Origin of the sequence: Synechococcus sp. H60.2, from assembly GCF_047462315.1 — a bacterium.
In the GTDB taxonomy this organism is placed as follows: Bacteria; Cyanobacteriota; Cyanobacteriia; order Thermostichales; family Thermostichaceae; genus Thermostichus.
Genome location: NZ_JANSIZ010000008.1, coordinates 19,547 through 39,024 on the forward strand (window position 1 = coordinate 19,547; position 19,478 = coordinate 39,024).

General features: G+C 60.4%; 21 protein-coding genes. 9 read left to right on the top strand and 12 right to left on the bottom strand.

What is annotated here, in order from left to right; all coding sequences use genetic code 11:
* Positions 1-115 precede the first annotated feature (115 nt).
* From NW845_RS02265 to NW845_RS02275, 3 genes are all read left to right on the top strand, one after another.
* Complete coding sequence (locus NW845_RS02265; protein ID WP_414364267.1) at positions 116-1,108, top strand: NAD(P)/FAD-dependent oxidoreductase; 993 nt, start codon at positions 116-118, stop codon at positions 1,106-1,108.
* A gap of 79 nt (positions 1,109-1,187) precedes the next feature.
* Positions 1,188-2,276, top strand: coding sequence for a polysaccharide deacetylase family protein (locus NW845_RS02270; RefSeq protein WP_414376627.1), 1,089 nt, complete (start codon positions 1,188-1,190; stop codon positions 2,274-2,276).
* Between the two features lie 119 nt (positions 2,277-2,395).
* On the top strand, positions 2,396-3,013 hold the full coding sequence (locus tag NW845_RS02275) for a hypothetical protein (RefSeq protein ID WP_414376629.1): 618 nt from the start codon (positions 2,396-2,398) through the stop codon (positions 3,011-3,013).
* 123 nt (positions 3,014-3,136) lie between these two features.
* On the opposite strand, the gene NW845_RS02280 is transcribed toward NW845_RS02275, so the two are convergent.
* The gene (locus NW845_RS02280; RefSeq protein ID WP_414376631.1) at positions 3,137-4,027 is read right to left on the bottom strand and encodes a M23 family metallopeptidase; all 891 of its coding nucleotides are present in this window, start codon (positions 4,025-4,027) and stop codon (positions 3,137-3,139) included.
* Positions 4,028-4,217: 190 nt separating this feature from the next.
* On the opposite strand from NW845_RS02280, the gene NW845_RS02285 reads away from it, so the two are divergent.
* A complete protein-coding gene (locus NW845_RS02285) occupies positions 4,218-5,222 on the top strand; it encodes a carotenoid biosynthesis protein (RefSeq protein ID WP_414376632.1) in 1,005 nt (334 codons plus the stop codon).
* A 153-nt stretch (positions 5,223-5,375) separates the two neighbouring features.
* Here the strand turns inward: NW845_RS02285 and lspA are convergent, their stop codons facing one another.
* From lspA to cysC, 3 genes are all read right to left on the bottom strand, one after another.
* Positions 5,376-5,891: a signal peptidase II gene (gene lspA / locus NW845_RS02290; protein ID WP_414376634.1), complete on the bottom strand. Its 516-nt coding sequence runs from the start codon at positions 5,889-5,891 to the stop codon at positions 5,376-5,378.
* Between the two features lie 210 nt (positions 5,892-6,101).
* On the bottom strand, positions 6,102-6,326 hold the full coding sequence (locus tag NW845_RS02295) for a hypothetical protein (RefSeq protein WP_414333537.1): 225 nt from the start codon (positions 6,324-6,326) through the stop codon (positions 6,102-6,104).
* 96 nt (positions 6,327-6,422) lie between these two features.
* Positions 6,423-6,950, bottom strand: a complete 528-nt coding sequence (cysC, locus tag NW845_RS02300) for an adenylyl-sulfate kinase (RefSeq protein WP_414376636.1) — start codon at positions 6,948-6,950, stop codon at positions 6,423-6,425.
* A 155-nt stretch (positions 6,951-7,105) separates the two neighbouring features.
* Between cysC and NW845_RS02305 the strand changes: the two genes are divergently transcribed.
* Complete coding sequence (locus tag NW845_RS02305; protein WP_414364288.1) at positions 7,106-8,299, top strand: aspartate aminotransferase family protein; 1,194 nt, start codon at positions 7,106-7,108, stop codon at positions 8,297-8,299.
* Here NW845_RS02305 and NW845_RS02310 read toward each other — a convergent pair.
* The gene (locus NW845_RS02310) at positions 8,296-8,706 is read right to left on the bottom strand and encodes a hypothetical protein (RefSeq protein WP_414376638.1); all 411 of its coding nucleotides are present in this window, start codon (positions 8,704-8,706) and stop codon (positions 8,296-8,298) included. The two genes, NW845_RS02305 and NW845_RS02310, sit on opposite strands and share 4 nt — an antisense overlap.
* A 141-nt stretch (positions 8,707-8,847) precedes the next feature.
* Between NW845_RS02310 and NW845_RS02315 the strand changes: the two genes are divergently transcribed.
* Together NW845_RS02315 and NW845_RS02320 are read left to right on the top strand one after the other, a co-directional pair.
* Positions 8,848-9,672, top strand: a complete 825-nt coding sequence (locus NW845_RS02315; RefSeq protein WP_414376663.1) for a creatininase family protein — start codon at positions 8,848-8,850, stop codon at positions 9,670-9,672.
* Positions 9,673-9,803: 131 nt separating this feature from the next.
* Positions 9,804-10,466: a Uma2 family endonuclease gene (locus NW845_RS02320; protein ID WP_414376640.1), complete on the top strand. Its 663-nt coding sequence runs from the start codon at positions 9,804-9,806 to the stop codon at positions 10,464-10,466.
* Positions 10,467-10,471: 5 nt separating this feature from the next.
* Here NW845_RS02320 and NW845_RS02325 read toward each other — a convergent pair whose 3' ends face one another.
* Entirely contained in the window at positions 10,472-11,098 is a 627-nt protein-coding gene (locus NW845_RS02325) for a Crp/Fnr family transcriptional regulator (RefSeq protein ID WP_414376642.1), read from the bottom strand.
* Between the two features lie 251 nt (positions 11,099-11,349).
* Between NW845_RS02325 and atpC the strand changes: the two genes are divergently transcribed.
* Positions 11,350-11,757 (top strand): ATP synthase F1 subunit epsilon, encoded by a 408-nt coding sequence (gene atpC / locus NW845_RS02330; protein WP_414364250.1) that lies wholly within the window; start codon positions 11,350-11,352, stop codon positions 11,755-11,757.
* 82 nt (positions 11,758-11,839) lie between these two features.
* Positions 11,840-12,370, top strand: a complete 531-nt coding sequence (locus NW845_RS02335) for a heavy metal-responsive transcriptional regulator (RefSeq protein WP_414364248.1) — start codon at positions 11,840-11,842, stop codon at positions 12,368-12,370.
* Here the strand turns inward: NW845_RS02335 and glmS are convergent.
* From glmS to NW845_RS02365, 6 genes are all read right to left on the bottom strand, one after another.
* Complete coding sequence (gene glmS, locus NW845_RS02340) at positions 12,331-14,178, bottom strand: glutamine--fructose-6-phosphate transaminase (isomerizing) (RefSeq protein WP_414376643.1); 1,848 nt, start codon at positions 14,176-14,178, stop codon at positions 12,331-12,333. The genes NW845_RS02335 and glmS overlap by 40 nt on opposite strands.
* A gap of 135 nt (positions 14,179-14,313) precedes the next feature.
* Positions 14,314-15,540, bottom strand: coding sequence for an MlaD family protein (locus NW845_RS02345; protein WP_414376645.1), 1,227 nt, complete (start codon positions 15,538-15,540; stop codon positions 14,314-14,316).
* Complete coding sequence (locus tag NW845_RS02350) at positions 15,540-16,487, bottom strand: ABC transporter ATP-binding protein (RefSeq protein WP_414376647.1); 948 nt, start codon at positions 16,485-16,487, stop codon at positions 15,540-15,542. Before NW845_RS02350 ends, NW845_RS02345 begins: the two co-directional genes overlap by 1 nt.
* A gap of 164 nt (positions 16,488-16,651) precedes the next feature.
* A complete protein-coding gene (locus NW845_RS02355; RefSeq protein ID WP_414376648.1) occupies positions 16,652-17,494 on the bottom strand; it encodes a TerC family protein in 843 nt (280 codons plus the stop codon).
* A 265-nt stretch (positions 17,495-17,759) separates the two neighbouring features.
* Entirely contained in the window at positions 17,760-18,554 is a 795-nt protein-coding gene (gene larB, locus NW845_RS02360) for a nickel pincer cofactor biosynthesis protein LarB (protein WP_414376649.1), read from the bottom strand.
* Positions 18,555-18,574: 20 nt separating this feature from the next.
* On the bottom strand, positions 18,575-19,471 hold the full coding sequence (locus NW845_RS02365; protein WP_414376651.1) for a universal stress protein: 897 nt from the start codon (positions 19,469-19,471) through the stop codon (positions 18,575-18,577).
* Positions 19,472-19,478: the final 7 nt, after the last annotated feature.

Genomic DNA, 19,478 nt, shown 5'->3' on the forward strand with positions numbered 1-19,478 from the left:
TCTCAGCCTCAATAGACAATAGAGAGGGGAGGCGTGAACAGGATAGTTAGAGCTGCGGATTTCTTGTTGGGGCTGCAATCTTATCCAGTAGAAAGCTTGTGGGGGGATCCCGTCTATGAAACTGGACAGCAGGAACCTAGAAGTTGGCCTGAACAAAATCTACGACGTTATTGTTGCCGGTGGTGGCGCAGGGGGGCTGTCGGCAGCCATTTACCTGGCCCGCTACGGCTTGAGCTGCCTGGTGGTGGAAAAGAGCAGAGGCCGCTCTTTTTGGATGCAGGATTTGCGCAACTATCTGGGCCTGCCGCCAAACACGCCAGGACGAGAGCTGTTGCGACAGGGGAGGGAGCACGCCCTCAGCTTGGGGGTGGACTATCTATGGGGCTTTGTGGAAGATGTCACAGATGAGGGAGACCTTTTTGCTGTCAAGGTCAAAGTAAGAAAAGTCAACAGTATCTACCCTGTTTTTCGCAGCAAATATTTGATTGCAGCAACGGGCATTATCGATTATTTGCCCCAATTGCCTGATATGCAAAATGTCTACGAATATGCAGGCTACTCGCTTCATGTCTGCATGATTTGCGATGGTTACGAAATGCGGGATCAGAAGGCAGTTTTGATTGTCAATTCAGAAGATCGGATTAATACGGCTTTTGTCCTCAACTGGTTTACGCCTTATATCTCGGTGTTGACTCACGGCCTCTGCTCGGTCGGCCCTGAAATGCGCCAAAAACTGGCGGAGCACGGCTATCCCCTTTACGAGTCTCCCATTCGCCGCTTTCTGGGCGAGAACCACCAGATGCGGGGCGTGGAGCTCGAGGATGGCACCTACATCGAGGCAACCACCGGCCTGGTGGCCATGGGAGCCAAATACCACAACGACTATTTGAAAGGGATCCCGAACTTACGCTGGCAGGGCGAAAACCTCGTGACCGACGAGTGGTGCCGCACCACCCATCCGCGGCTCTTCGCGGTAGGGGATTTGAAGCAGGGCCTCAACCAGGTGTCGATTGCCGTCGCCGATGGGGCGCTGGCTGCAACGGCCATTTGGCGGGACATCCGCCGGGCCTCTCCTCTTCGTAAATGGGAAGAGCGCCTGCGCTCTTAGTTTGGGCTCATTCCGCCCTCTTGAGGGAGTTGGGATGGCCTTCTGCCCTATGATTGTTGCGAAGCCCCGAGCAACTCCCATGCATTCTCTGAAAGTGGCGATCTTTTTTTGGGTTTTCCTATTGGTAGGGCTGCATTACTACGCGGTAGAGGCCCAGTCTTTTTTTGATCTAAACCTGACTCTAACCTCAGAATACGATCCTATTCTCCCGATCGAGAGCGTTCGCGTTGTGCGCGGCAGCAATCCCCAAGACCTGCTGGTTTATCTATCGGCTCCTTCTGCTGCCTGGGTTCACCAAGAGCGGGTGAACGGGCATTATTTAATTGATATTCCCTATGCAGTCATCACCCGCTCGACAACGGTTGAAGTTGCTGCGGGGCTGCCCTATCGGCTGAGCTGGGGCAACCGAGACGAACAGACTGGGCGCCTGCTGATCACCCCTGCACCTGCCCAGGTAGAGGTCTTTTTGCAGCATGGCTGGACAGCGGATCCCACTTTGCTCGATCCGCTGGAAAATAGCTGGCCTTTGCAACTGACTTTGGAAGAGGCGCTGGGGCCTTTGTTGGAAGTACCACCTCGCTCTGCCTTTCTCACCATTGACGATGGACCTTGGCCTCAGTCCACACCTCGCCTTTTGCAAGTTTTGGATCAGCTACAAGTGCCGGCTACATTCTTTCTCATCGGCAATCACGTTTCTCGCTTTCCAGAGCTGGCCAAAGCCATTCAAACCCACCACCACACGATAGCTAACCACACGTTTACTCACGACTATCAACGCCTCTACAGCAGCGACGAGATATTCTATGCCGAGGTGGATCAGACAACCCAATTGCTCAAGAGGTTGGGCTTGGATCCCCAACTGGTGGTTCGCCCACCGGGCGGTTTTCGCCTAGACTCTGCTTTACGTCGCGCTTTGGAACAGGCAGGGTATCGGGTTCTCTACTGGAACCTCAGTCCCGAGGATGCCTATGCTGGCCAAACAGCAGACCAGCTTTTGGAGCGGGTTCGCTCCCAGTTGTCGGTGATGAAAGCCTCTGAACAACCCCTGGTTTTGCTGCTGCACGACCGCTGGCCCCATACTGCAGAAGCTTTGCCAGATATCGTTGCTGCGGTTGAAGAGGCAGGCTATCGCTTTTTGCCCTGGCCCAGTTCTAGAGATCCTGCTTGAGGAAACCGCCAACTGTCTCTTAGAAAAACCGGGCAATCTCTTAGAATCTTAGGGTCGAGGAGTGGGGAAGTATGCGAAAGCCCTTGGATTGCTGGGCTCGGATAAGTTGGGGAGCAGCCTTGGCTCTGACGCTACCGCTTGCTGTTCACTCTGCCTACCCCCAGCCGCTGCTTCCGCTGTTGCCGGCTGTTTCTGAGGGGGGCAGCGCGCGCGAAGGAGTTGTTGCCCTATTTCGTCAATCCATCTGGTGGGAGTTCATCCGCGGCAATCGCGGCGAAAACCTGCGCCTGTTTGCAGCCAGCCGCACCGCTTCTGAGCGTCAGGATGTGGTGGCCGTGTTTGAAATCCAGCGGCAGCCGACAGTGGAGCCAGTGGTGCGGGTTCTCAGCTTTGGACATCAGGGAGGATACGATTTTCGCCTGCTCCACACGGCTGAGCCGATCCCCGGACGGTTGGTGGAGGCGCAGCTGCGCACCGACATCACCTCCAGCGCCCAGCCCAAGCTGGTGCTGCTCACCGAGCGAGGGGGCATTAGCCTGCTGCGGTCTGTCTTGGTCTTGGAACACCGAGCGGAGGGGTTTGTGCCGCTGCTGAGCGTGACAGATTTAAACAATGCCAGCTTGCGGGTCAGCTCCCAAGGGATCCTGGTCATCTCCAGCGTGCCGGGAGCTAACCGCGACTTGCGCGCCACCCTTTACCAGTGGGAGGGAGATGGCTTTGTCCGCCGTGATCTGTAGCATCCCAAGTCTGGCGACAAGGCATAGACCGCCGGGATTCGTTTCGAATTGCCGCGAAGCAGTCCCCTGCCACTCCCCTCTCCCACGGGGAGAGAGATTGGGGGTGAGGGAAACGTCTCCAGCCTATTGAGGGTGACCAGAGAGCTGCTGAGCCTGCCAGCAGACGCCCAGGCTGGGCGCTTGGCCCACCTGCCAGAGAAACAGGCTTTCGGCTCCCAGGGGATCCAGGCTCCAGGGATCCAGGTCAGACCCAAACCACCCGTAGGGATCGACAGGGGCAGGTTGGCCAGAGTTGGTTTGATCAAGGCGGCGCACCTCAAAATGGAGATGGGGCCCACTGGCACAGCCGCTGTCGCCCGAGAGGCCGATTACGTCCCCTGCCGCCACTCTCTGTCCCTCCTGCACCCGGATTTGGCTGAGGTGGGCGTAGAGGGTTTCCAAGCCGGCTGGCTCGTGCCGAATGCGCACCCGCAACCCCCTGACCGGGCGGCCCAAGCTGGGACACAAAAACTGCGGCTCTTGACGCGCCAAGATAACCCGTCCCGAAGCGGCGGCCAAGATCGGCGTACCCACCGGCATGGCCCAGTCGTAGCCGGCGTGGCCATCGCTTTTGCCGCAGGGGTGTAACGGGCCAGGGAGCCAAACTTGGCCTTGCCCACTGACAAAGCGTCCGTTGCCATCTTTCTCTCCCAGGGGCATATCGTGGTCGAAAAGGTTGGTGACGGGAAATTCCCCGACAAAGGGCTTGTGCAACAACGGCCACTGGGGCGGCGGCGGATCCCCATCGGCAGAGCGATGGCTCTCCAGCGCCAGCCGATAGTTCTCCAGCTCCTGACGCTGGGCGGGATCTGGCGACCGCTGCAGCAGGAGATCCACCAGGCGCAGGGCCTGAGACCAGTCCCGGCGCTCGACAGCCCGGCTCAACTGGGCGTACACCCCCACCAGGGATCCCGGCGGTGGGGAGGAGGGTGAGCCCTGGGGAAAACCGGGCGAGATGTTTACGAATTGATACAATAGGCAGCAAAATATCAGCAGTGTCACCCTTAGCCGTTGTGATGCTTCTATCCAAGGGGCCCTCCCCAGCAGACCAGACGGTTTGTCGTTGGCGTCCGGCCCCCTTCCGCCCTCTGCTTCTCTGCGCAGCCACTGCCCAGATGGCGGGAAAGCAGAGCGGCTGTGATTGACCACCCTCTGGGAGTTTCTCATGCGTTGGCTGTCATCCTCTGCTGTTCTCGTCAGCTTGCCTCTCCAGTTTGGAGTTTGGCAAATATTTCCGCCCCTGCTGGCTTCGATTGGGGGGCTGCTGGAAACCTTGGCCCTGGGTTTGCACATTCTGTCTTTATTTTTTGGATTGGCGGGCTTGCTTTGGGTTGTACCCCATCCCGAATGGGTGGCCAGTTTGCCCCCCATCGGCCTACAAGCCTTTTCCCTGAGCATGGCCAATGGTGGTGTTACCTACATGGTGTCTGGAGCGCTGGCGGCGGCTTTGATGGGATCCCGACTGTTGGGGGTGCGGCGCCTGTTGATGTTTTTGATCCCGGCGGTGGGCATTTCCTTGGCCAGCGAGCTGCTGGGTACCAGCACGGGGATCCCCTTTGGCGACTACGGCTACCTCAGTGGGCTGGGCTACAAGATTGCCGGGCTGGTTCCCTTCACGATCCCTTTGTCTTGGTTTTACGTGGGGCTGTCGTCCTACCTGTTGGCGCGGGTGGCCCTGCAAGCAGGTCGCCACTGGCTGATCCACTGCGAGGCCATCCTGTTGGGGGCGCTGCTGCTCACTGCCTGGGACTTTGTTCTGGATCCGGCCATGACCCGCGGCTTGATTCCCTTTTGGACTTGGTTTCAGCCGGGGCCCTTCTTTGGCATGCCGCTGCAGAACTTTGGCGGTTGGATGCTGACCGGAGCGGCCTTTATGACCGTAGCCAACCTCCTCTGGGGGAAAGATCAGCCTGTGTTGAACCGCCGCCAGTTGTTGGGGCCACTGGTGCTTTATGTAGCCAATTTTGCCTTTGCCCTGCTGATGAGCCTGGGATCCGGCATTTTCGCGCCAGCGGGGCTAGGCCTGTTGCTGGGCTTGGGGCCAGCCTTAGGGTTGTGGTGGAACGCCCCGCCTGCACTTGAGGATCCCTGCCATCCCGAAGCGGTTGAAGGGGAGGCAGCTCGAACCTGGCAGGCGCTGGAGGATCCTGGCTGGGCGAGGGTGAAATAGCTGCCTGGCGTAGTTAGGAGGGAGCAACAGTGCCCTGGCCCTTTCGGTGCTCACCCCTCTTGCTGGCCTATATCTGACTGGACGCAGGTGGGACGGCAGAGTTGTCGGCTATTGGGAGCCACGAGCCCAAGTCGCGGCGGCGGTGGTGTTTATTTAACTGCTGCCGCCGTGGCCAGATTTTTTTTCTGGATGAGGCAAAGTGGAAGCCGGTTCCGTTCCCTTTGATTTGTCCTGTAGCAAGCCGATCAGCAAGCAGGCCACCCCAAGGTTGATGGCCACATCCGCCACGTTAAACACCGGAAAGCGAATCCAAACCAGATTAAAAAAATCCACCACGTAGCCGTTGAGAAAGCGGTCGATGCCGTTCCCTACCGCTCCTGCCCAGACCAGACCGTAGCCTGCCTGTTCCCAACGGCCCAGGCTGCCGCCGCGAATCGCCAGCAGCGCCAGCGCCACCGCTACCCCCAACGAGACCCACTTGAGAAACTCTGTTGAATCGGCAAACAGGCTCCAGGCGGCGCCGGTATTCTCCACATAGGTAAGGTGAAACACCCCCGGCCACAGCTCGATTTCCGGCCCCGGCAGCAGCCGCTCCACCGCCCAGCGCTTGGTCGCCTGATCCAGGATCACGCCCAGGATCCCGGCCAGCCAAAAGCCCGTGTTTTTCATGCTCTTTTGCTTCACCACGTCCACTGGCAATAGCGCTCAGAGGAGCACTTTTCCCATCCTGACATTCTCTCTCCTACCTGTGGGTGACAAACTGCAGGGGCAAGGCTTGGGGGTTCATCTGGCTGGAGAGCTCAATAAGGACAAAGAAAAGCACCCGCCTGGCTGAGCCAGACGGGGATCCCACAGTCCAGATAAAGAGAGCCAGAGCGGCTACCGACCCTGTTGCTCCAGGGATCGGCGCAACTCACTGGCCATCTGCAGAAACTCTTGCGGATTGCCCGCCTTGCCGTAGGAGGAGCGATCTTCAACCTTTTTGCCACTGCCTTGGCGGGTGCGGGTGTTGAGCAAAGAGCTGGCCATTTCCATGAACTTGGCAGGGTTTCCTTCGCTGCTGCCCCGCATCACAGAGGTTCGTCCGGCACGAGTCACTGCCATAGCTACCTTGATTCTCAGAAACGAGATGCTTGTTCATATCTTCCCACAAGGGATCCCAAACCCGCCAGGCCCAGCGCTCTATGAGGTGAAGAATTGTTAGAGATAGCCGTGGCTTCTCAGGCCTTGCATCACCAGCTCAATACACTCGGAGATGCTTCGCTCAGCGGTTTTGCACACCACCTCCGGGCATTCTGGTGGCTCGTAGGGATCGTCGATGCCGGTAAAGTGCTGGATGAGCCCTGCTCGCGCTTTGCGGTAGAGGCCTTTCACATCCCGACGTTCGCACACCTCCAGGGGGGCATCCACAAAGACCTCGATAAAGTTGCCGATGCGCTGCCGCACCTCTTGCCGGGTGGCCCGATAAGGGGAAATGGCCGAGACCAGTACGATTACCCCGTGGCGGGTCAGCATCTCGGCCACAAAGCCAATGCGGCGAACGTTCTCATCCCGATCTTCTTTGCCAAACCCCAGCCCCTTGGTGAGGTGTTGCCGCACCAGGTCACCGTCGAGCACTTCCACCGGCAACGCCAGAGCTTGCAACTGCTGGGCCACGCCGCAACTCAGGGTGGTTTTGCCCGCCCCACTTAGCCCCGTAAACCAGACTGTTACCCCCCGTCGCCCCATGGGTGTGGATCTCCTTGCCAGAATATCATCCCCGGCCAGAGTGATACACTCGAAACACTGTCCATTCTCCCTCTGCCATGCCGCCGTTAAGCGCTTCTCTTGTCGATGCCACCTTGGGATCTGCGACAACCGCCGAGCTGTTCAATCGGCATGTGATGTCCACCTATGCTCGCTACCCTTTGACCTTGGTGCGGGGGGAAGGCTGCCGGGTTTGGGATGAGGAGGGACGGGAGTACCTGGATTTTGTGGCAGGCATTGCTACCTGCACCCTGGGACATGCCCACCCCGCTTGGATTCAGGCCCTCACCCAGCAGGCACAACAGTTGCACCATGTTTCCAACCTCTACTACAACCGACCCCAGGCGCAACTGGCCCAATGGCTGACCCAGCACTCCTGTGCTGACAAGGTGTTTTTCTGCAACTCAGGGGCAGAAGCCAATGAAGGCGCCATCAAGCTAGCCCGCAAATACGCCCATACGGTGCGCGGGATCCAAGATCCGGTGATCCTCACCGCCCAGGCCAGCTTTCATGGACGCACCCTGGCTGCCCTCACGGCCACCGGCCAGCCCAAGTACCAGAAAGACTTTGCTCCCTTGGTGCCTGGCTTTGATTACGTTCCCTACAACGATATCGAGGGTACGGCAGCGGTGCTGGAGCGCTGGGGCGAGCGGGTGTGTGCCGTGCTGCTGGAGCCGCTGCAGGGGGAGGGAGGGGTTGTGCCCGGGGATCCTGCCTACTTTCAGTGGCTGCGCCGGGTCTGCAGTGAGCGGGGCATTCTGCTGATGTTGGATGAGGTGCAGGTGGGGATGGGCCGCACCGGCAGGCTCTGGGGCTACTGCAACCTGGGAATCGAGCCGGATGTGTTTACCCTGGCCAAGGGCTTGGCGGGTGGGATCCCGATTGGCGCCCTCTTGGCCAAAGAGTTTTGTGCCGTGTTTCAGCCGGGGGATCACGCCAGCACCTTTGGCGGCAATCCCTTGGCCTGTGCGGTGGGCTTGGCGGTTTGCCACACCCTAATGGCGGAGAGCTTGGTGTGGAATGCCCAGCAGACGGGGGACTATCTGCGCCAGGGTCTATCCCGCTTGGCGGAGCAGTTCCCCCAGCTTGTGCAGGAGGTGCGCGGCTGGGGCCTGATCCAGGGCCTGGTCATGCGGATCCCGGCGGCTGAGGTGGTCAGGGCAGCTCTGGAGCAGGGACTACTGCTGGTGCCAGCGGGATCGCAAGTGGTGCGCTTTGTGCCCCCCTTGATCGTCACGCCAAAGGAGATTGACGAGGCGCTGGCGCAGCTGGAATCGGCTCTGCAGAGCTTAGCCGTTGGCGACAGCGGAACGGAGTCCCTGAAAGCCTAGCTCTGCCAGACCTGCTGCAAGAACGCCTGCAGCCACTGGCGGGCCTCATGGGGCAAGGGATCCCTGGCCTGCTCGAGCAGGGGCAGTACCTCCTCCGCGTAGGCCGCAACAAAGCCGTCAGCCGGCCAGAGCAAGTCCGAGGTAGATCGCAGGTTCCACACTTGGGATCCCTGCTGGAGCAACAGGGGCCGTACCCAGAGGAGGGCTGGGGATCCCGCCTCAAGAGGGTGAAGAGAAACCTGAATCAGCTCCCCATAGAGCGTGGCTTGCGGCCCCGGCAGAGCTAGAAGGCGGCGGGGCGAGGTGGGGGCACTCTCTACTTCCGTCCCAGCAGGCAGAGGACGTCCTCTAAGGGGGGGCTCCTCACTGGAGCCACATTGAGCAGGCAGACAGGGCCATAGCGTCATGGGACGGCAGGCTTTCCCTGAGGAATGAACGAGACAAACTACACCGGATCTTACGCCTTCTCAGGTTCTGCGAGGGGATCGCCAATCTTGTGGCATGGTGGCAGGTAGCTTCTTTAGCAGACTTGGACGGATCCCGCCATGATGCACACCTTTATCCCGCCCCACCGCTTTTTTCCCTACCTGACCTGGACGGAGATCCAGGCCATGCCCCACAAAGAGAAGGTGGTGATCATCCAGCCCGTAGCCTCGATCGAGCAGCATGGGCCCCACCTGCCCTTGGTGGTGGATGCCTGCATCGGCACGGCAATCATCGGGCGGGCTATGGAAAAACTGGAGCCGGAGATCCCCGCTTACGTTCTGCCCACCCAGTGCTATGGCAAGGCCAACGAGCACTGGCATTTCCCAGGCACCATCACCCTCTCAGCCCAAACCCTGATGGCCCTGCTAACCGAAGTGGCTGAAAGCATTTACCGGGCCGGGTTTCGCAAGCTGGTGTTCCTCAACTCCCACGGTGGCCAACCTGAGGTGCTGCAGATTGTGGCCCGCGACCTGCACCAGAAGTACGAAGATTTCCTCCTTTTCCCCATCTCCGTCTGGCGCGTTCCCCACCAAGGCCAGGAGCTGATGACCCCGAAAGAACGGGAACTGGGCATCCATGCCGGCGACGGCGAGACCAGCATGCTGATGTACCTGTTGCCCGAGACGGTACGAACTGACCGCTTGGTCTGCGAGTACCCTCAGGATCTGCCGGAAGACAGCCTGATTAGCCTGGAAGGGCGGATCTCTTTTGCCTGGACAACTCGCGACCTCAGCCGGAGTGGTGTCCTGGGGGATGCCACGGCCGCCACGCCGGAAAAAGGCAAACTTTTGGTGGAGTCCATGGCCGATGGCTGGGTGCGGCTGATCCGGGATCTGTACAAGTTCCAACAGCCCCAGGCTTGGCGCAAAGACCCGCTGCCAAGGTAGGGATCCCGGCAGATGTCTCCTTGTGAGGCTTCTGGCCAGCCCAGCCTGCTTCTCAGGAGCGGAAGCAGCGACTTTGCCAGGACGGGTGATAGGCTTGAGGGAAAGTTCCCCTACCCTGTGAGGGGAGAGCAATGGTTCTTGCCTCAAAGCCAGCCACCCCTCCCATCCTCGAGCGGCACGACGCCACTTGGCAGGACTACCTGACCATTGGCAACCATCCCACCTTGGACTGGCAGAAGATTTCTTTTTACCAGGGCTGGTTGTGGGTCAACATGGGCAAGGAAGGGCCAGAGCACGCCTCCGTCAGCGATCTGATGACGGCCATTTTTTTCGCTTGGGCCTTTCTACACCCGGATGTGCCCCTGCAGTCCTACGGTCGCTGTCTGATTGAGTACCCAGAAACCCATGCCTGCGCCCCTGACCTAGTGCTCTACAAAGGGGAGAACATCCCCAGGTACCAAGCTGGCGAGCCGCGGCGGATTGATTTGCGTTTCCAAAGACCCCCTGACCTGGTGGGCGAGATTGCCGACACTACCCTTGCTCTCGACCTGGACGAGCAGAAGCAGCTTTATGCCAGCCTGAGGATTCCTGAGTACTGGGTCATCGATGTCAAGGGGCGGCGCGTTTTTGCCTTTGCCCTGGCCGAGGATGGACGCTATCGGGCCATTGCCCAGTCGCAGGTGCTGGCGGGCCTGCCGATAGCCCTGCTTGAGCAAGCTCTGGAACGCCTGGCCAGCCAGACCAACACTGCTGCCGCCAACTGGCTCCTGCAACAGCTCCAACGCCAGGCTTAAAGCTATCAGGGCGTTTGGGCCCGCTTGATGATGAGATGGCGGTTTTTGTCCACCGCGATCCAGCCCTGCTGGCGGAAACGGTTCAAAAGACGGGTGATGGTGACGCGGGTAGTGCCGATGGCATTGGCCAAGTCTTGGTGGGTAAGGCGCACCTGCAGGCGCACCCCTGTCGCAATTGGGGATCCCAACTCCACCGCCAATAGGGAGAGCAACTGGCGCAGCCGATCCTCCACCCGCCGCCGCCCGGCTAGGGCCAGCAGCGCTTCGGTTTGGCGCAGCCGCCGCACCAACTGCTTGAGCAGCCCCTGGCTCAGGGTTTCTGAGGCTTCCACCTCGGCTGCCGACAGCCGCAGCACGTCAACCGCCGTCAATGCCTTAGCTTGGTAGGGATCCAACATCGTCAGCGGGGATCCCAGCGGCATGGAGGGGCCGGCAAATCCCAACAGCGCCTCGCCACCATTGGGATAAAGAGTAGTCAATTGCACCACGCCTCGGCAGACAATCACCCACTCCTCGGGAAACAGGGGAATGACCTGTCCGGGAGCGTAGGGCGAGAGGCTGCGGCCTCGGTAGAGGTCTTCTAGCAATTGCCGCTCCCCTACAGGTAGACTGGCTGCAGAATAGCTGGACATGGCTTCAGGCATAGGCTGGCTCCGCTAGGGCAAACTGGGCACACTGGTCGTTGGGCTTCCCCCTGCCAATAACAGCATGGAGTTGGGGTCGAGGATAAGTGTTCCCGACAACACCTTATCGCTTGCCTCTTCGACGGAAGTAAAGGAGAGGTTATGCTTGGGTTAAGTCTTGCCACACAGAGGGCAGAACTAGGAGCGACGACGATCCGGTAGGATAGAAGTGCCAAGCTCAACCCTTCAGGAGACCTGCCGTGACGCTGATGGTTCGCGTGATCACCCCCGACCGCATCGTTTGGGATGCCCCTGCTGAGGAAGTGATCCTCCCTGCCACCTCAGGTCAGTTGGGCATCCTCACCAACCATGCCCCTCTCTTGACGGCCATCGGCAACGGTGTGATGCGGGTCAAAGCTGCCGGCAAGTGGTCGGCCATTGCCGTGATGGGTGGATTTGCGGAAGTGGAAAATAACGAGGTAACCGTTCTGGTTAACCGCGCCGAGCGGGGAGAAAAAGTGGACAAGGCCGCAGCTCAGGCCCTCTTGGACGAAGCGAGCAAAGTTTTGAATACCAGCAGCGACAAGCAGGAGCGTTTGCAGGCCAAGTTGGATCAACAGCGAGCCAGAGCTCTGCTGCAAGCGGCGGAGATGGGCAGCAAGAGCTAAGGGATCCCTGCTTCTCTGAGCAGGAGCCGACTCGGTCTCGGCAGGGGATCCTGATGGCGGCTTGGTTTACTCCGGTGGTGGTATGTTCAGTCCTACAGTTGCCGTTCGCGTCAGCGGGACGGAGTCCTTTAGCGCGTCGGCCAGCTTGAAGATTGGCCAGGTGGCAGCAGCGGCGGGCTTACCGGTGCGCACGGTGCGCTACTACGAGTCGCTGGGCCTGCTGAAGCCAACGGTGCAGCGGTCGGAGTCCAGCTATCGCCTCTTCCATCCGGCAGTGCTGGGACGGCTGGCTTTCATTCGCCGCTGCCAAAGCCTGGGGCTAAGCCTGGAAGAAATTGGCCAGATCCTGCAGGTGTACGACCAGGGGGAACAGCCCTGCCCGGAGATCCGCCAACACCTGCAGGAGAAGCTGCGTCAGATCGAAGAGCGGATGGCGGAGTTGCAAGCTCTAAAAGGCCAAATTGAAAGCCTCCTCTCCGATTGGCGGATCCCAGCGGGATCTCCAGCCGAGGATGACGTGATCTGCCCGATTTTACAAAAGCCAGAGGCCGGCGGTGACAAGGTCGGCAGCCGCTACTCCACAGTTACCGACTTGGCCAGGTTGCGGGGTTGATCCACATCGGCCCCCCGGCGCAGCGCCATGGCGTAGGCAAACAACTGCAGGGGGATGACATTTAAAACTGCCGACAACAGGGGTGTGGTGCTGGGCACCTCGATGACGTGGTCGGCCTTCTCCCGCACCTGGGTATCTTCTGGGTTGATCAGGGCAATCACCCGCCCTCCCCGCGCCTGTACCTGTTCGATGTTGGAGAGCATCTTCTCGTAGACGGGATCGCGGGTGGCAATACACACCACCGGCATGCGCTCGTCGATGAGGGCGATGGGGCCGTGCTTCATCTCCCCTGCCGGGTAGCCCTCCGCGTGGATGTAGCTGACCTCTTTCATTTTCAAGGCTCCCTCCAGGGCTATGGGGGCGTTGACCCAGCGGCCTAGGTAGAGCATGTCGGTGACGTGATGGTACTGTTCCGCCAGGTGGTCGTAGAGGGCAACGTCTTTCAGAAGCAGGCTGATCTTGCCCGGCAGCTCGATCAAAGCTTGCAGGTGGGATCGGATCTGGGTCGGGCTGAGGATCCCTTTGGCCTGGGCCAGTTGCAGGGCCAGCAGGTATCCTGCCACCAGCATGCCGGTAAATACCTTGGTGGAAGCGACGGCGATCTCCGGCCCGGCGTGAATGTAGAGAACTCCGGCATCCGCCAGGCGCGTGGCTTGGGATCCGATGGCGTTGACGATGGCCAGGGTGGGGATCCCTTGGGCGCGGGCCTCGCTCATGGCCGCCAGCGTATCGACGGTCTCGCCCGACTGGGTGAGGGCCACAAGCAGGCTGTGGGGGCGCAGCACCGGCTGGCGGTAGCGAAACTCGGAGGCATGATCCACCTGCACCGGGATGCGGGCCAGGCTCTCGATAAAGTACTTGAGCACCAGGCAGGCGTGCCAGGCGGTGCCGCAGGCCACGGCATGAATCTGCTCCGTCTGGGCCAGTTGCGCCTCTGTTAGCACCAGCTCCTCTAGAGTCACCCGCCCCCCTTCCAGATCCACCCGCCCCCGCAGCGTATCGGTGGTAGTGCGCGGCTGCTCATAGATCTCCTTTTGCATGAAGTGCTTGTAGCCCCCCTTGGCCGCCGAGACGGGATCCCAGGCCACCGTGAGGGGGGTTTTGCGCAGCTCCTCGCCAGTGATGCGCAGGTAGCGCACGCTGGAGTCGGTGAGGATGGCCATCTCCCCATCTTCCAGAAACACCACCCTGCGGGTGTGGCGGACAATGGCGGGCAGATCTGAGGCAACGAAGTTCTCCCCCTCCCCTTCGCCGACGACCACAGCGCCGGCGTTGCCCAGGCGGGCGGCAATCAACCGATCTGGCGCCTCCCGATCCAAAGCCACCACGGCATTTCCCCCCCGCAGTTGCCCCATGACTTTGCCAAAGGCCGTCTCGAAGCAGCCCAGCTCCTCGGTGTAGAGGCCCAGCAGTTGGGCGATGACTTCGGTATCGGTTTGGGAGCGAAAGCCAACCCCTCGCCGCAGCAGCTCTTCCTTCAGCTCCAGGTAGTTCTCCACAATGCCGTTTTGGATAACCACGATGCGCCCGCGCGCGTCGCAGTGGGGGTGAGCATTTTCTTCGCTAACACCGCCGTGGGTGGCCCAGCGGGTGTGGCCAATCCCCACCTTGGCCGTGGGCATGTTGGCGGTAAGCTTCACCAGCAGGTTGTGCAGCTTGCCGGTGGCCCGCACGATCCTCAAGCCCTCTTCTGGATCCACCGTGGCAATGCCGGCAGAATCATAGCCCCGATATTCCAAAGTGCGCAGGCCCTCCAAGAGGATGGGAGCCGCCCACTGAAAGCCCACATAGCCGACAATGCCACACATTCCTCACACCTCAACCTCAGCCACGCCAGCGGTGCAAAGCACCCTATCCGCAAAGCCTACCCCAGCTTCCGGATCCCTTCAATGGCTTTTGCCGCCGCTGCGGGAGCAGACCTCGGCAGGGATCCTGGCTTCCTCCTAGGGAACGGGCTGCTGCTCCTCAAGGGCCAGGGCAAAAGAAACGGGCGCAAAACGGAAGCGATACTCTTGGGCTGCAGCAGGCTGGATCCCGTCTTCTGTTCGCGTAAGCGGGCCGGAGGCCTTAGGGGCGCTGGAGACCAAGTTGCTCAGCCCCAGCACCAGCTCTCGCAGGCCGCGGCGAAATTGGGGATCCCCCGTCAGCTCGTCGATATCGGCGGTGATCTTTTGCGCGTTTTGGAAGGTGATGCGGGCCGAGTCCAGGGTTTGGCGCAAGGTCGCCAGGGTGCCCGGATCGTTGAGGTTGGCGGCAATCTGCTGCAGGTCTTCGGTAGCTTGGGACACGTTCTCCGCCGCCGCTCGCACCTCGGCCAGGATCTGGCGCACATCCGCCTGCAGTTGCGGATCCGTCAGCAGCGGGCGAACTGCGCTCGACATGGCCTGCAAATCGGCACTCACCTGCTGGATGTTCTCCAGGGCGGCACGGAGAGAGGTGCGGTTCTGTTCCACCAGAAGGGTGAATTGATCGGCAGCCGCTTGAAAACTGCGGGCCATTCCTCTCACAGCCCCAGCCGCGTCTTGGATAGCCGTGGCAGCCGAGGTAAATTGCGACAAGTCCAGATCTTCCGTGCGCAGGGCTGCCACCTGCTTTTCCACGGTTTCTGAGAGATCGGCCACGCTGTTGGCGACGCGGGTGATCCCTTCTAGGGTGGCGTTGAGGGTAGCGAAGAACTCGTCGTTGTTGATGCGCGTTACCAGCCGATCCACCTGGATCAACAACTGGCCGAAATCTACCCCCGGTGTGCCCTCCACCACATCGCCAGCGCAGATGATTTGGCTGCGGTCGCAATCGGCTGCCAGCGGGGATCCCGCTGCCGGGGCATCGCGTCGGGGCAGGATATCCATCACCGTCTCCCCCACCAGCCCCGTCTGGGTGGTAACAAACAGGGCGTCGCGGGGGATGGCCAAGGGCTGGTCGATGACCACCTGCACCTCCACTTGGGCCGCCTGGGGCAGGATGCGCTCCACCCGGCCCACGGCTACCCCCCGCAGCCGCACGCTGGAGCCTTCCGCCAGGCCAGATACGTTGGGATAGGTGACGGTAAACTGGAAGCCGCGGCTGCCGAAGCGCAGGTTGTAGATCCACAAGAACAGCCCGGCAAAGCCCAGCACCCCTGCCAGGATCAACAGGCCCACCGCCCCTTCTCGGATTGCTCGCGAACGCATTACACCTGCCCTGCCACTTGAATCGGCCCTTCTACGCTACCGCTGAAAAATTGCCGCACAAAGGGGTTATCGCACGTTTCGATCTGCTGCACGGATCCCTCCCACTGCACCCGCCCCTGGGCCAAGAGCACGATGCGGTCGGTAGCGCGGTAGATGGTGCTGTGCTGGTGGGTCACCACGATGTAGCTCTCGCAAGCTTTTTTCACCCGCTGCAGATCCCGGATGAGGTCTTCAATCACTGTGGAAGCAATGGGATCCAGGCCCGCCGTGGGCTCGTCGTAGAGCAGCAGTTGCGGCTCGTCCTGGGGCAGAGAAGGATCCTCCATAATGGCGCGGGCGAAGCTGGCCCGTTTGCGCATCCCCCCCGAGAGCTCCTCCGGCAGGCTGTTCTCCTTACCCGCCAGCCCCACTGCTTCCAGCTTGGCTGCCACCAGCTCCCGAATGCGTGCCCGCGGCAGCCGCGAGTGCTCGTAGAGCAAAAACCCGACGTTTTCCTCCACCGTCAGCGAGTCGAAGAGGGCCGCCTGCTGAAACACCATCCCCACTCGCAAAGGGGGAGTGGCGCGTTGGGCTTGAATTTCCGACAACGGGATCCCGCACCAGAGCACCTCGCCGGCGTCCGGCTCCGTTAGGCCGGCAATAATGCGCAGCAAGGTCGATTTGCCGGTGCCGGAAGGCCCTACCAGCCCCACGGCCTCACCCCGGTACACCTTCAGATCCACGTGGTCAAGCACCACCGTCGAGCCAAAGCGCTTGGAGACCTGCCGTAGCTCCACCAAGGGTACGGGATCTCCCTTCCCCGCTCCAGACTGGGGTTGGGGACTCTCCGCCGGCGGCTGCTGTTGGCCGTTTATGCTGGTGCCAATGTCCTTTCTGAAGTACTTCGCCCAACACTTCCAGCAGAGCTGCAAGATCAGGGTGCCTCCCTCCCGTGGCTTGCGTTCCATTGCTAGTTTAAGAGCCGTCGCACTACGCGAACAACTTGCTGCTGTTGCCTCCAGCAGCCAAGGCTACGGAGCACCTGCCAGCCTTCGTCTCTTAGGCTTAGATCCTCCTTCTCCACCAGACCTCCCAGGTCCAGGGATCCGGAACAAGCTGTCCGTGAGGCCCCTTAGTCCGGCTGTAGCTCGGGAGCAGGCTCGGCCTCAGGCAGGGGAGCTAGGCTGGCAGGGATCCCTTCGGTCGGGTGCAACTCTCTGAGATCGGCCAGGGTCGGCTGCGGCTGTTCATCGGCTGCCGCGCAGGAGCTTGTACGCTGCGAAAAGCCCCAGACAAACAAAGGCAGCACAGCCACCACCATCCCCCATTCCGGGAGCTCAACTTGGGGGAAAAACACCTCCAGCAGCATGAGGCTTCCCACCAGGGCGATGATGGCAAAGGCAGCATCTTCTAGGCGGGAAAACTCATCCAGCCAGCGCAAAAACAAAGAGGCCATGTAGCGCATCAAGGTGATGCCGAGAATGCCGCCGAGGATGATCACCCAAGCCTTGCGGGAGACGCCCACCGAAGCGGCGATGCTGTCGAAAGAAAAGACTAGATCCGTTAGCTCTACCATCACCAGGGTTTGCCAAAAATTAGCCTGGCGGGTGATGTCTTGCTCGGATCCTTCTTCTTCCCCGCAAAAATGCTGCCAGGCCAGCCAGAGCAGGTAACAGGCCCCGAGAAACTGAGCGGGCGGATACTCCACCAGCCAAACCGCTGCAAACACAATGGCGATGCGAAAACCATAGGCACCGATAATGCCCCAGCGCAAAGCGCGATTTTGTTGCTGAGGAGTGGGCAAATGCTTGACCAAAGCCGCCAGGGCAACGGCGTTATCGGCGGAGAGGGCCGCTTCCAAAAACACCAGAGCCACCACCAAAAAGAGATCTGTCCAAGTGAAGGACTGAATTATCCCTTGAGCAAAAGCCACAGTGGTATCTATTGCCTCAATTGACATAGCAGCAAGCTTCATGTAACCTGGTAAAAAATCGTTCGTTCAGTGCAGCTAACCCCAGACCGCTATCCCAGATCTATCGACAACCCCTTCCAGGAGATTTTTAGGGTCGTTGTCGTTGAGGAAGCGCCCCAAAGACACCTGACAAAAGATACCTGGAGAAGGGATCCATCCCTCAATTCTTGGCAACAGCCTCCCAGCGGAGAAATCCAAAACCCCAGCATGGCCCGAGTATAGCTTGTCCGGCTCAGGATCGTTTTACATTTCTTAACCTTCTCTCTCCTCAGGGGGGGGCAGGCGAAGGCAATCGCGCCGCCAGCCGTTGTCCACAGCGTAGGATCTGGCCTGCCAAAATGGCCGCCCCAAAGCCATTGTCGATGTTCACCACTCCCACCCCCGCTGCACAAGAGTTAAGCATGGTCAGCAGGGCAGCCAAACCTTGGAAGCTGGCCCCGTAGCCGATGCTGGTGGGCACGGCGATTACCGGACAGTCCGCCAGGCCGGCTACCACGCTGGCCAAGGCCCCTTCCATGCCCGCCACCACAATCAGCACATCGGCTTCCAGGGCGGCGCGGTGGTGCAACAGGCGATGGATCCCGGCCACCCCCACATCCCAGAGGCGCTTGACCGCAAACCCGCAAAGCTCGGCGGTGAGAGCGGCCTCTTCGGCTACCGGCACATCGGCGGTGCCAGCGGAGATCACGCTAATCTGACCGGGATGGCTGAGCGCCTTTTGGGGAGGGATCCAACACAGACGGGCCACCTCGGAATACTGTACCTGGGGCAAGCGGCAGCGGATCTGGGCGTACACCTGGGCCTCAACGCGGGTGGCCAAAGCCAGGGATCCCTGCCGGTGCAGCCGTTCCAGGATCTGGGCAATTTGCTCAGGGGTTTTGCCCGGCCCCCACACTGCTTCGGGAAAGCCCGTGCGCAAGGGGCGGTGGTGATCCACGCGGGCGAAGTCTCCCACTGTCTCGAAGGGCAGAAAGCGACAGGCTTGCAGGGCTTGATCGGGAGAGAGCCTCCCTTGAGCCACCGCCTGCAACAGTTCTCGCAAGCTTTGGGTTGGGTCGGCCATAGCTAGGGGATTGAGCAGCTCTACTGGGCCAAAGACCCGCGTGGGAAAAACAACACCGGATGCCAACTTTGCCGCAGGATCTCGCCAGTGAGGCTGCGAACCGACCACTCCCAAAAGCTGCCCACCCGCGGAGAGGCGGTGGCGATGGCAGTTACGTCCTCGGCTGCAGCGGTGGCCAGGATCTCCTGCAGCGGCGATCCCACCCGTACCAGGGCCCGCACCTGCAGCGGCTGCACCTGCTCGCTCAACGGCCCGACTACCTGAGCCAAATCGGCCTCAGCCTTGCGTTTGAGCACCTCCACCGGCGTTCCCTGGTTGCGGCGGGCGCTGGGATCCACCACATAGAGCAGGGTAACCGATTGGCACTGGGAAGTCCCCGGCAGCAGTTGGCCGAGACGGCTGAGCAGTTGCCGGCGCGGCTCCTCAAAGTCAAAAGGCACCAGGAGAGAGCGAAATAGGTGGCGGCTGCGCAGGCGCAGCTCCTCGAGGGTAAAGACGGCCAGCAGTTGCGGGCGCATCACCAGCAGGGGGATGTTCAACCTAGGCAGCAGCTCCACGGTGGTGCTGCCAAACAGTTTTTCGGTGAGCAGGTTGTGGATCCCCATGCCGGTGATCAGCAGGTCGGAGCTGTAAGTTTGGATCCCTTTTAAAATCAGATCCACCGGCTGGCCCACCTGCACCAAAACCTTAGCCTCCAGCCCCTCCGGAATGGTGCCCAAAAGCTGGCGAAACTGGGCCTTCTTGGTTTCTATTTTGGGGGTGGGGTCTTCGGGAAGGCCGATATCGTCATCTTTCCAAATCAGGCTGTGCAAGAAAACAAGGCGTTGAATGCCGTTGCTGTGTAGGGCATCTAAGCACTTGCCAAACCTTTGCAGGCCATCTTGGCAATCGGTTGCAATTAAAACGTTTTTAAACATGAGAGGA

What these genes read in the sequence shown, in the direction of transcription:
- cysC (WP_414376636.1), bottom strand. Translation starts at nt 6,950, where the DNA reads ATGGGGCGACGGGGGGTAACAGTCTGGTTTACGGGGCTAAGTGGGGCG.
- NW845_RS02350 (WP_414376647.1), bottom strand. Translation starts at nt 16,487, where the DNA reads ATGGAACGCAAGCCACGGGAGGGAGGCACCCTGATCTTGCAGCTCTGC.
- lspA (WP_414376634.1), bottom strand. Translation starts at nt 5,891, where the DNA reads ATGAAAAACACGGGCTTTTGGCTGGCCGGGATCCTGGGCGTGATCCTG.
- NW845_RS02270 (WP_414376627.1), top strand. Translation starts at nt 1,188, where the DNA reads ATGCATTCTCTGAAAGTGGCGATCTTTTTTTGGGTTTTCCTATTGGTA.
- NW845_RS02265 (WP_414364267.1), top strand. Translation starts at nt 116, where the DNA reads ATGAAACTGGACAGCAGGAACCTAGAAGTTGGCCTGAACAAAATCTAC.
- NW845_RS02365 (WP_414376651.1), bottom strand. Translation starts at nt 19,471, where the DNA reads ATGTTTAAAAACGTTTTAATTGCAACCGATTGCCAAGATGGCCTGCAA.
- NW845_RS02285 (WP_414376632.1), top strand. Translation starts at nt 4,218, where the DNA reads ATGCGTTGGCTGTCATCCTCTGCTGTTCTCGTCAGCTTGCCTCTCCAG.
- NW845_RS02315 (WP_414376663.1), top strand. Translation starts at nt 8,848, where the DNA reads ATGCACACCTTTATCCCGCCCCACCGCTTTTTTCCCTACCTGACCTGG.
- NW845_RS02335 (WP_414364248.1), top strand. Translation starts at nt 11,840, where the DNA reads ATGTTCAGTCCTACAGTTGCCGTTCGCGTCAGCGGGACGGAGTCCTTT.
- glmS (WP_414376643.1), bottom strand. Translation starts at nt 14,178, where the DNA reads ATGTGTGGCATTGTCGGCTATGTGGGCTTTCAGTGGGCGGCTCCCATC.
- NW845_RS02305 (WP_414364288.1), top strand. Translation starts at nt 7,106, where the DNA reads ATGTCCACCTATGCTCGCTACCCTTTGACCTTGGTGCGGGGGGAAGGC.
- NW845_RS02345 (WP_414376645.1), bottom strand. Translation starts at nt 15,540, where the DNA reads ATGCGTTCGCGAGCAATCCGAGAAGGGGCGGTGGGCCTGTTGATCCTG.
- NW845_RS02355 (WP_414376648.1), bottom strand. Translation starts at nt 17,494, where the DNA reads ATGAAGCTTGCTGCTATGTCAATTGAGGCAATAGATACCACTGTGGCT.
- larB (WP_414376649.1), bottom strand. Translation starts at nt 18,554, where the DNA reads ATGGCCGACCCAACCCAAAGCTTGCGAGAACTGTTGCAGGCGGTGGCT.
- NW845_RS02310 (WP_414376638.1), bottom strand. Translation starts at nt 8,706, where the DNA reads ATGACGCTATGGCCCTGTCTGCCTGCTCAATGTGGCTCCAGTGAGGAG.
- NW845_RS02295 (WP_414333537.1), bottom strand. Translation starts at nt 6,326, where the DNA reads ATGGCAGTGACTCGTGCCGGACGAACCTCTGTGATGCGGGGCAGCAGC.
- NW845_RS02325 (WP_414376642.1), bottom strand. Translation starts at nt 11,098, where the DNA reads ATGTCCAGCTATTCTGCAGCCAGTCTACCTGTAGGGGAGCGGCAATTG.
- NW845_RS02320 (WP_414376640.1), top strand. Translation starts at nt 9,804, where the DNA reads ATGGTTCTTGCCTCAAAGCCAGCCACCCCTCCCATCCTCGAGCGGCAC.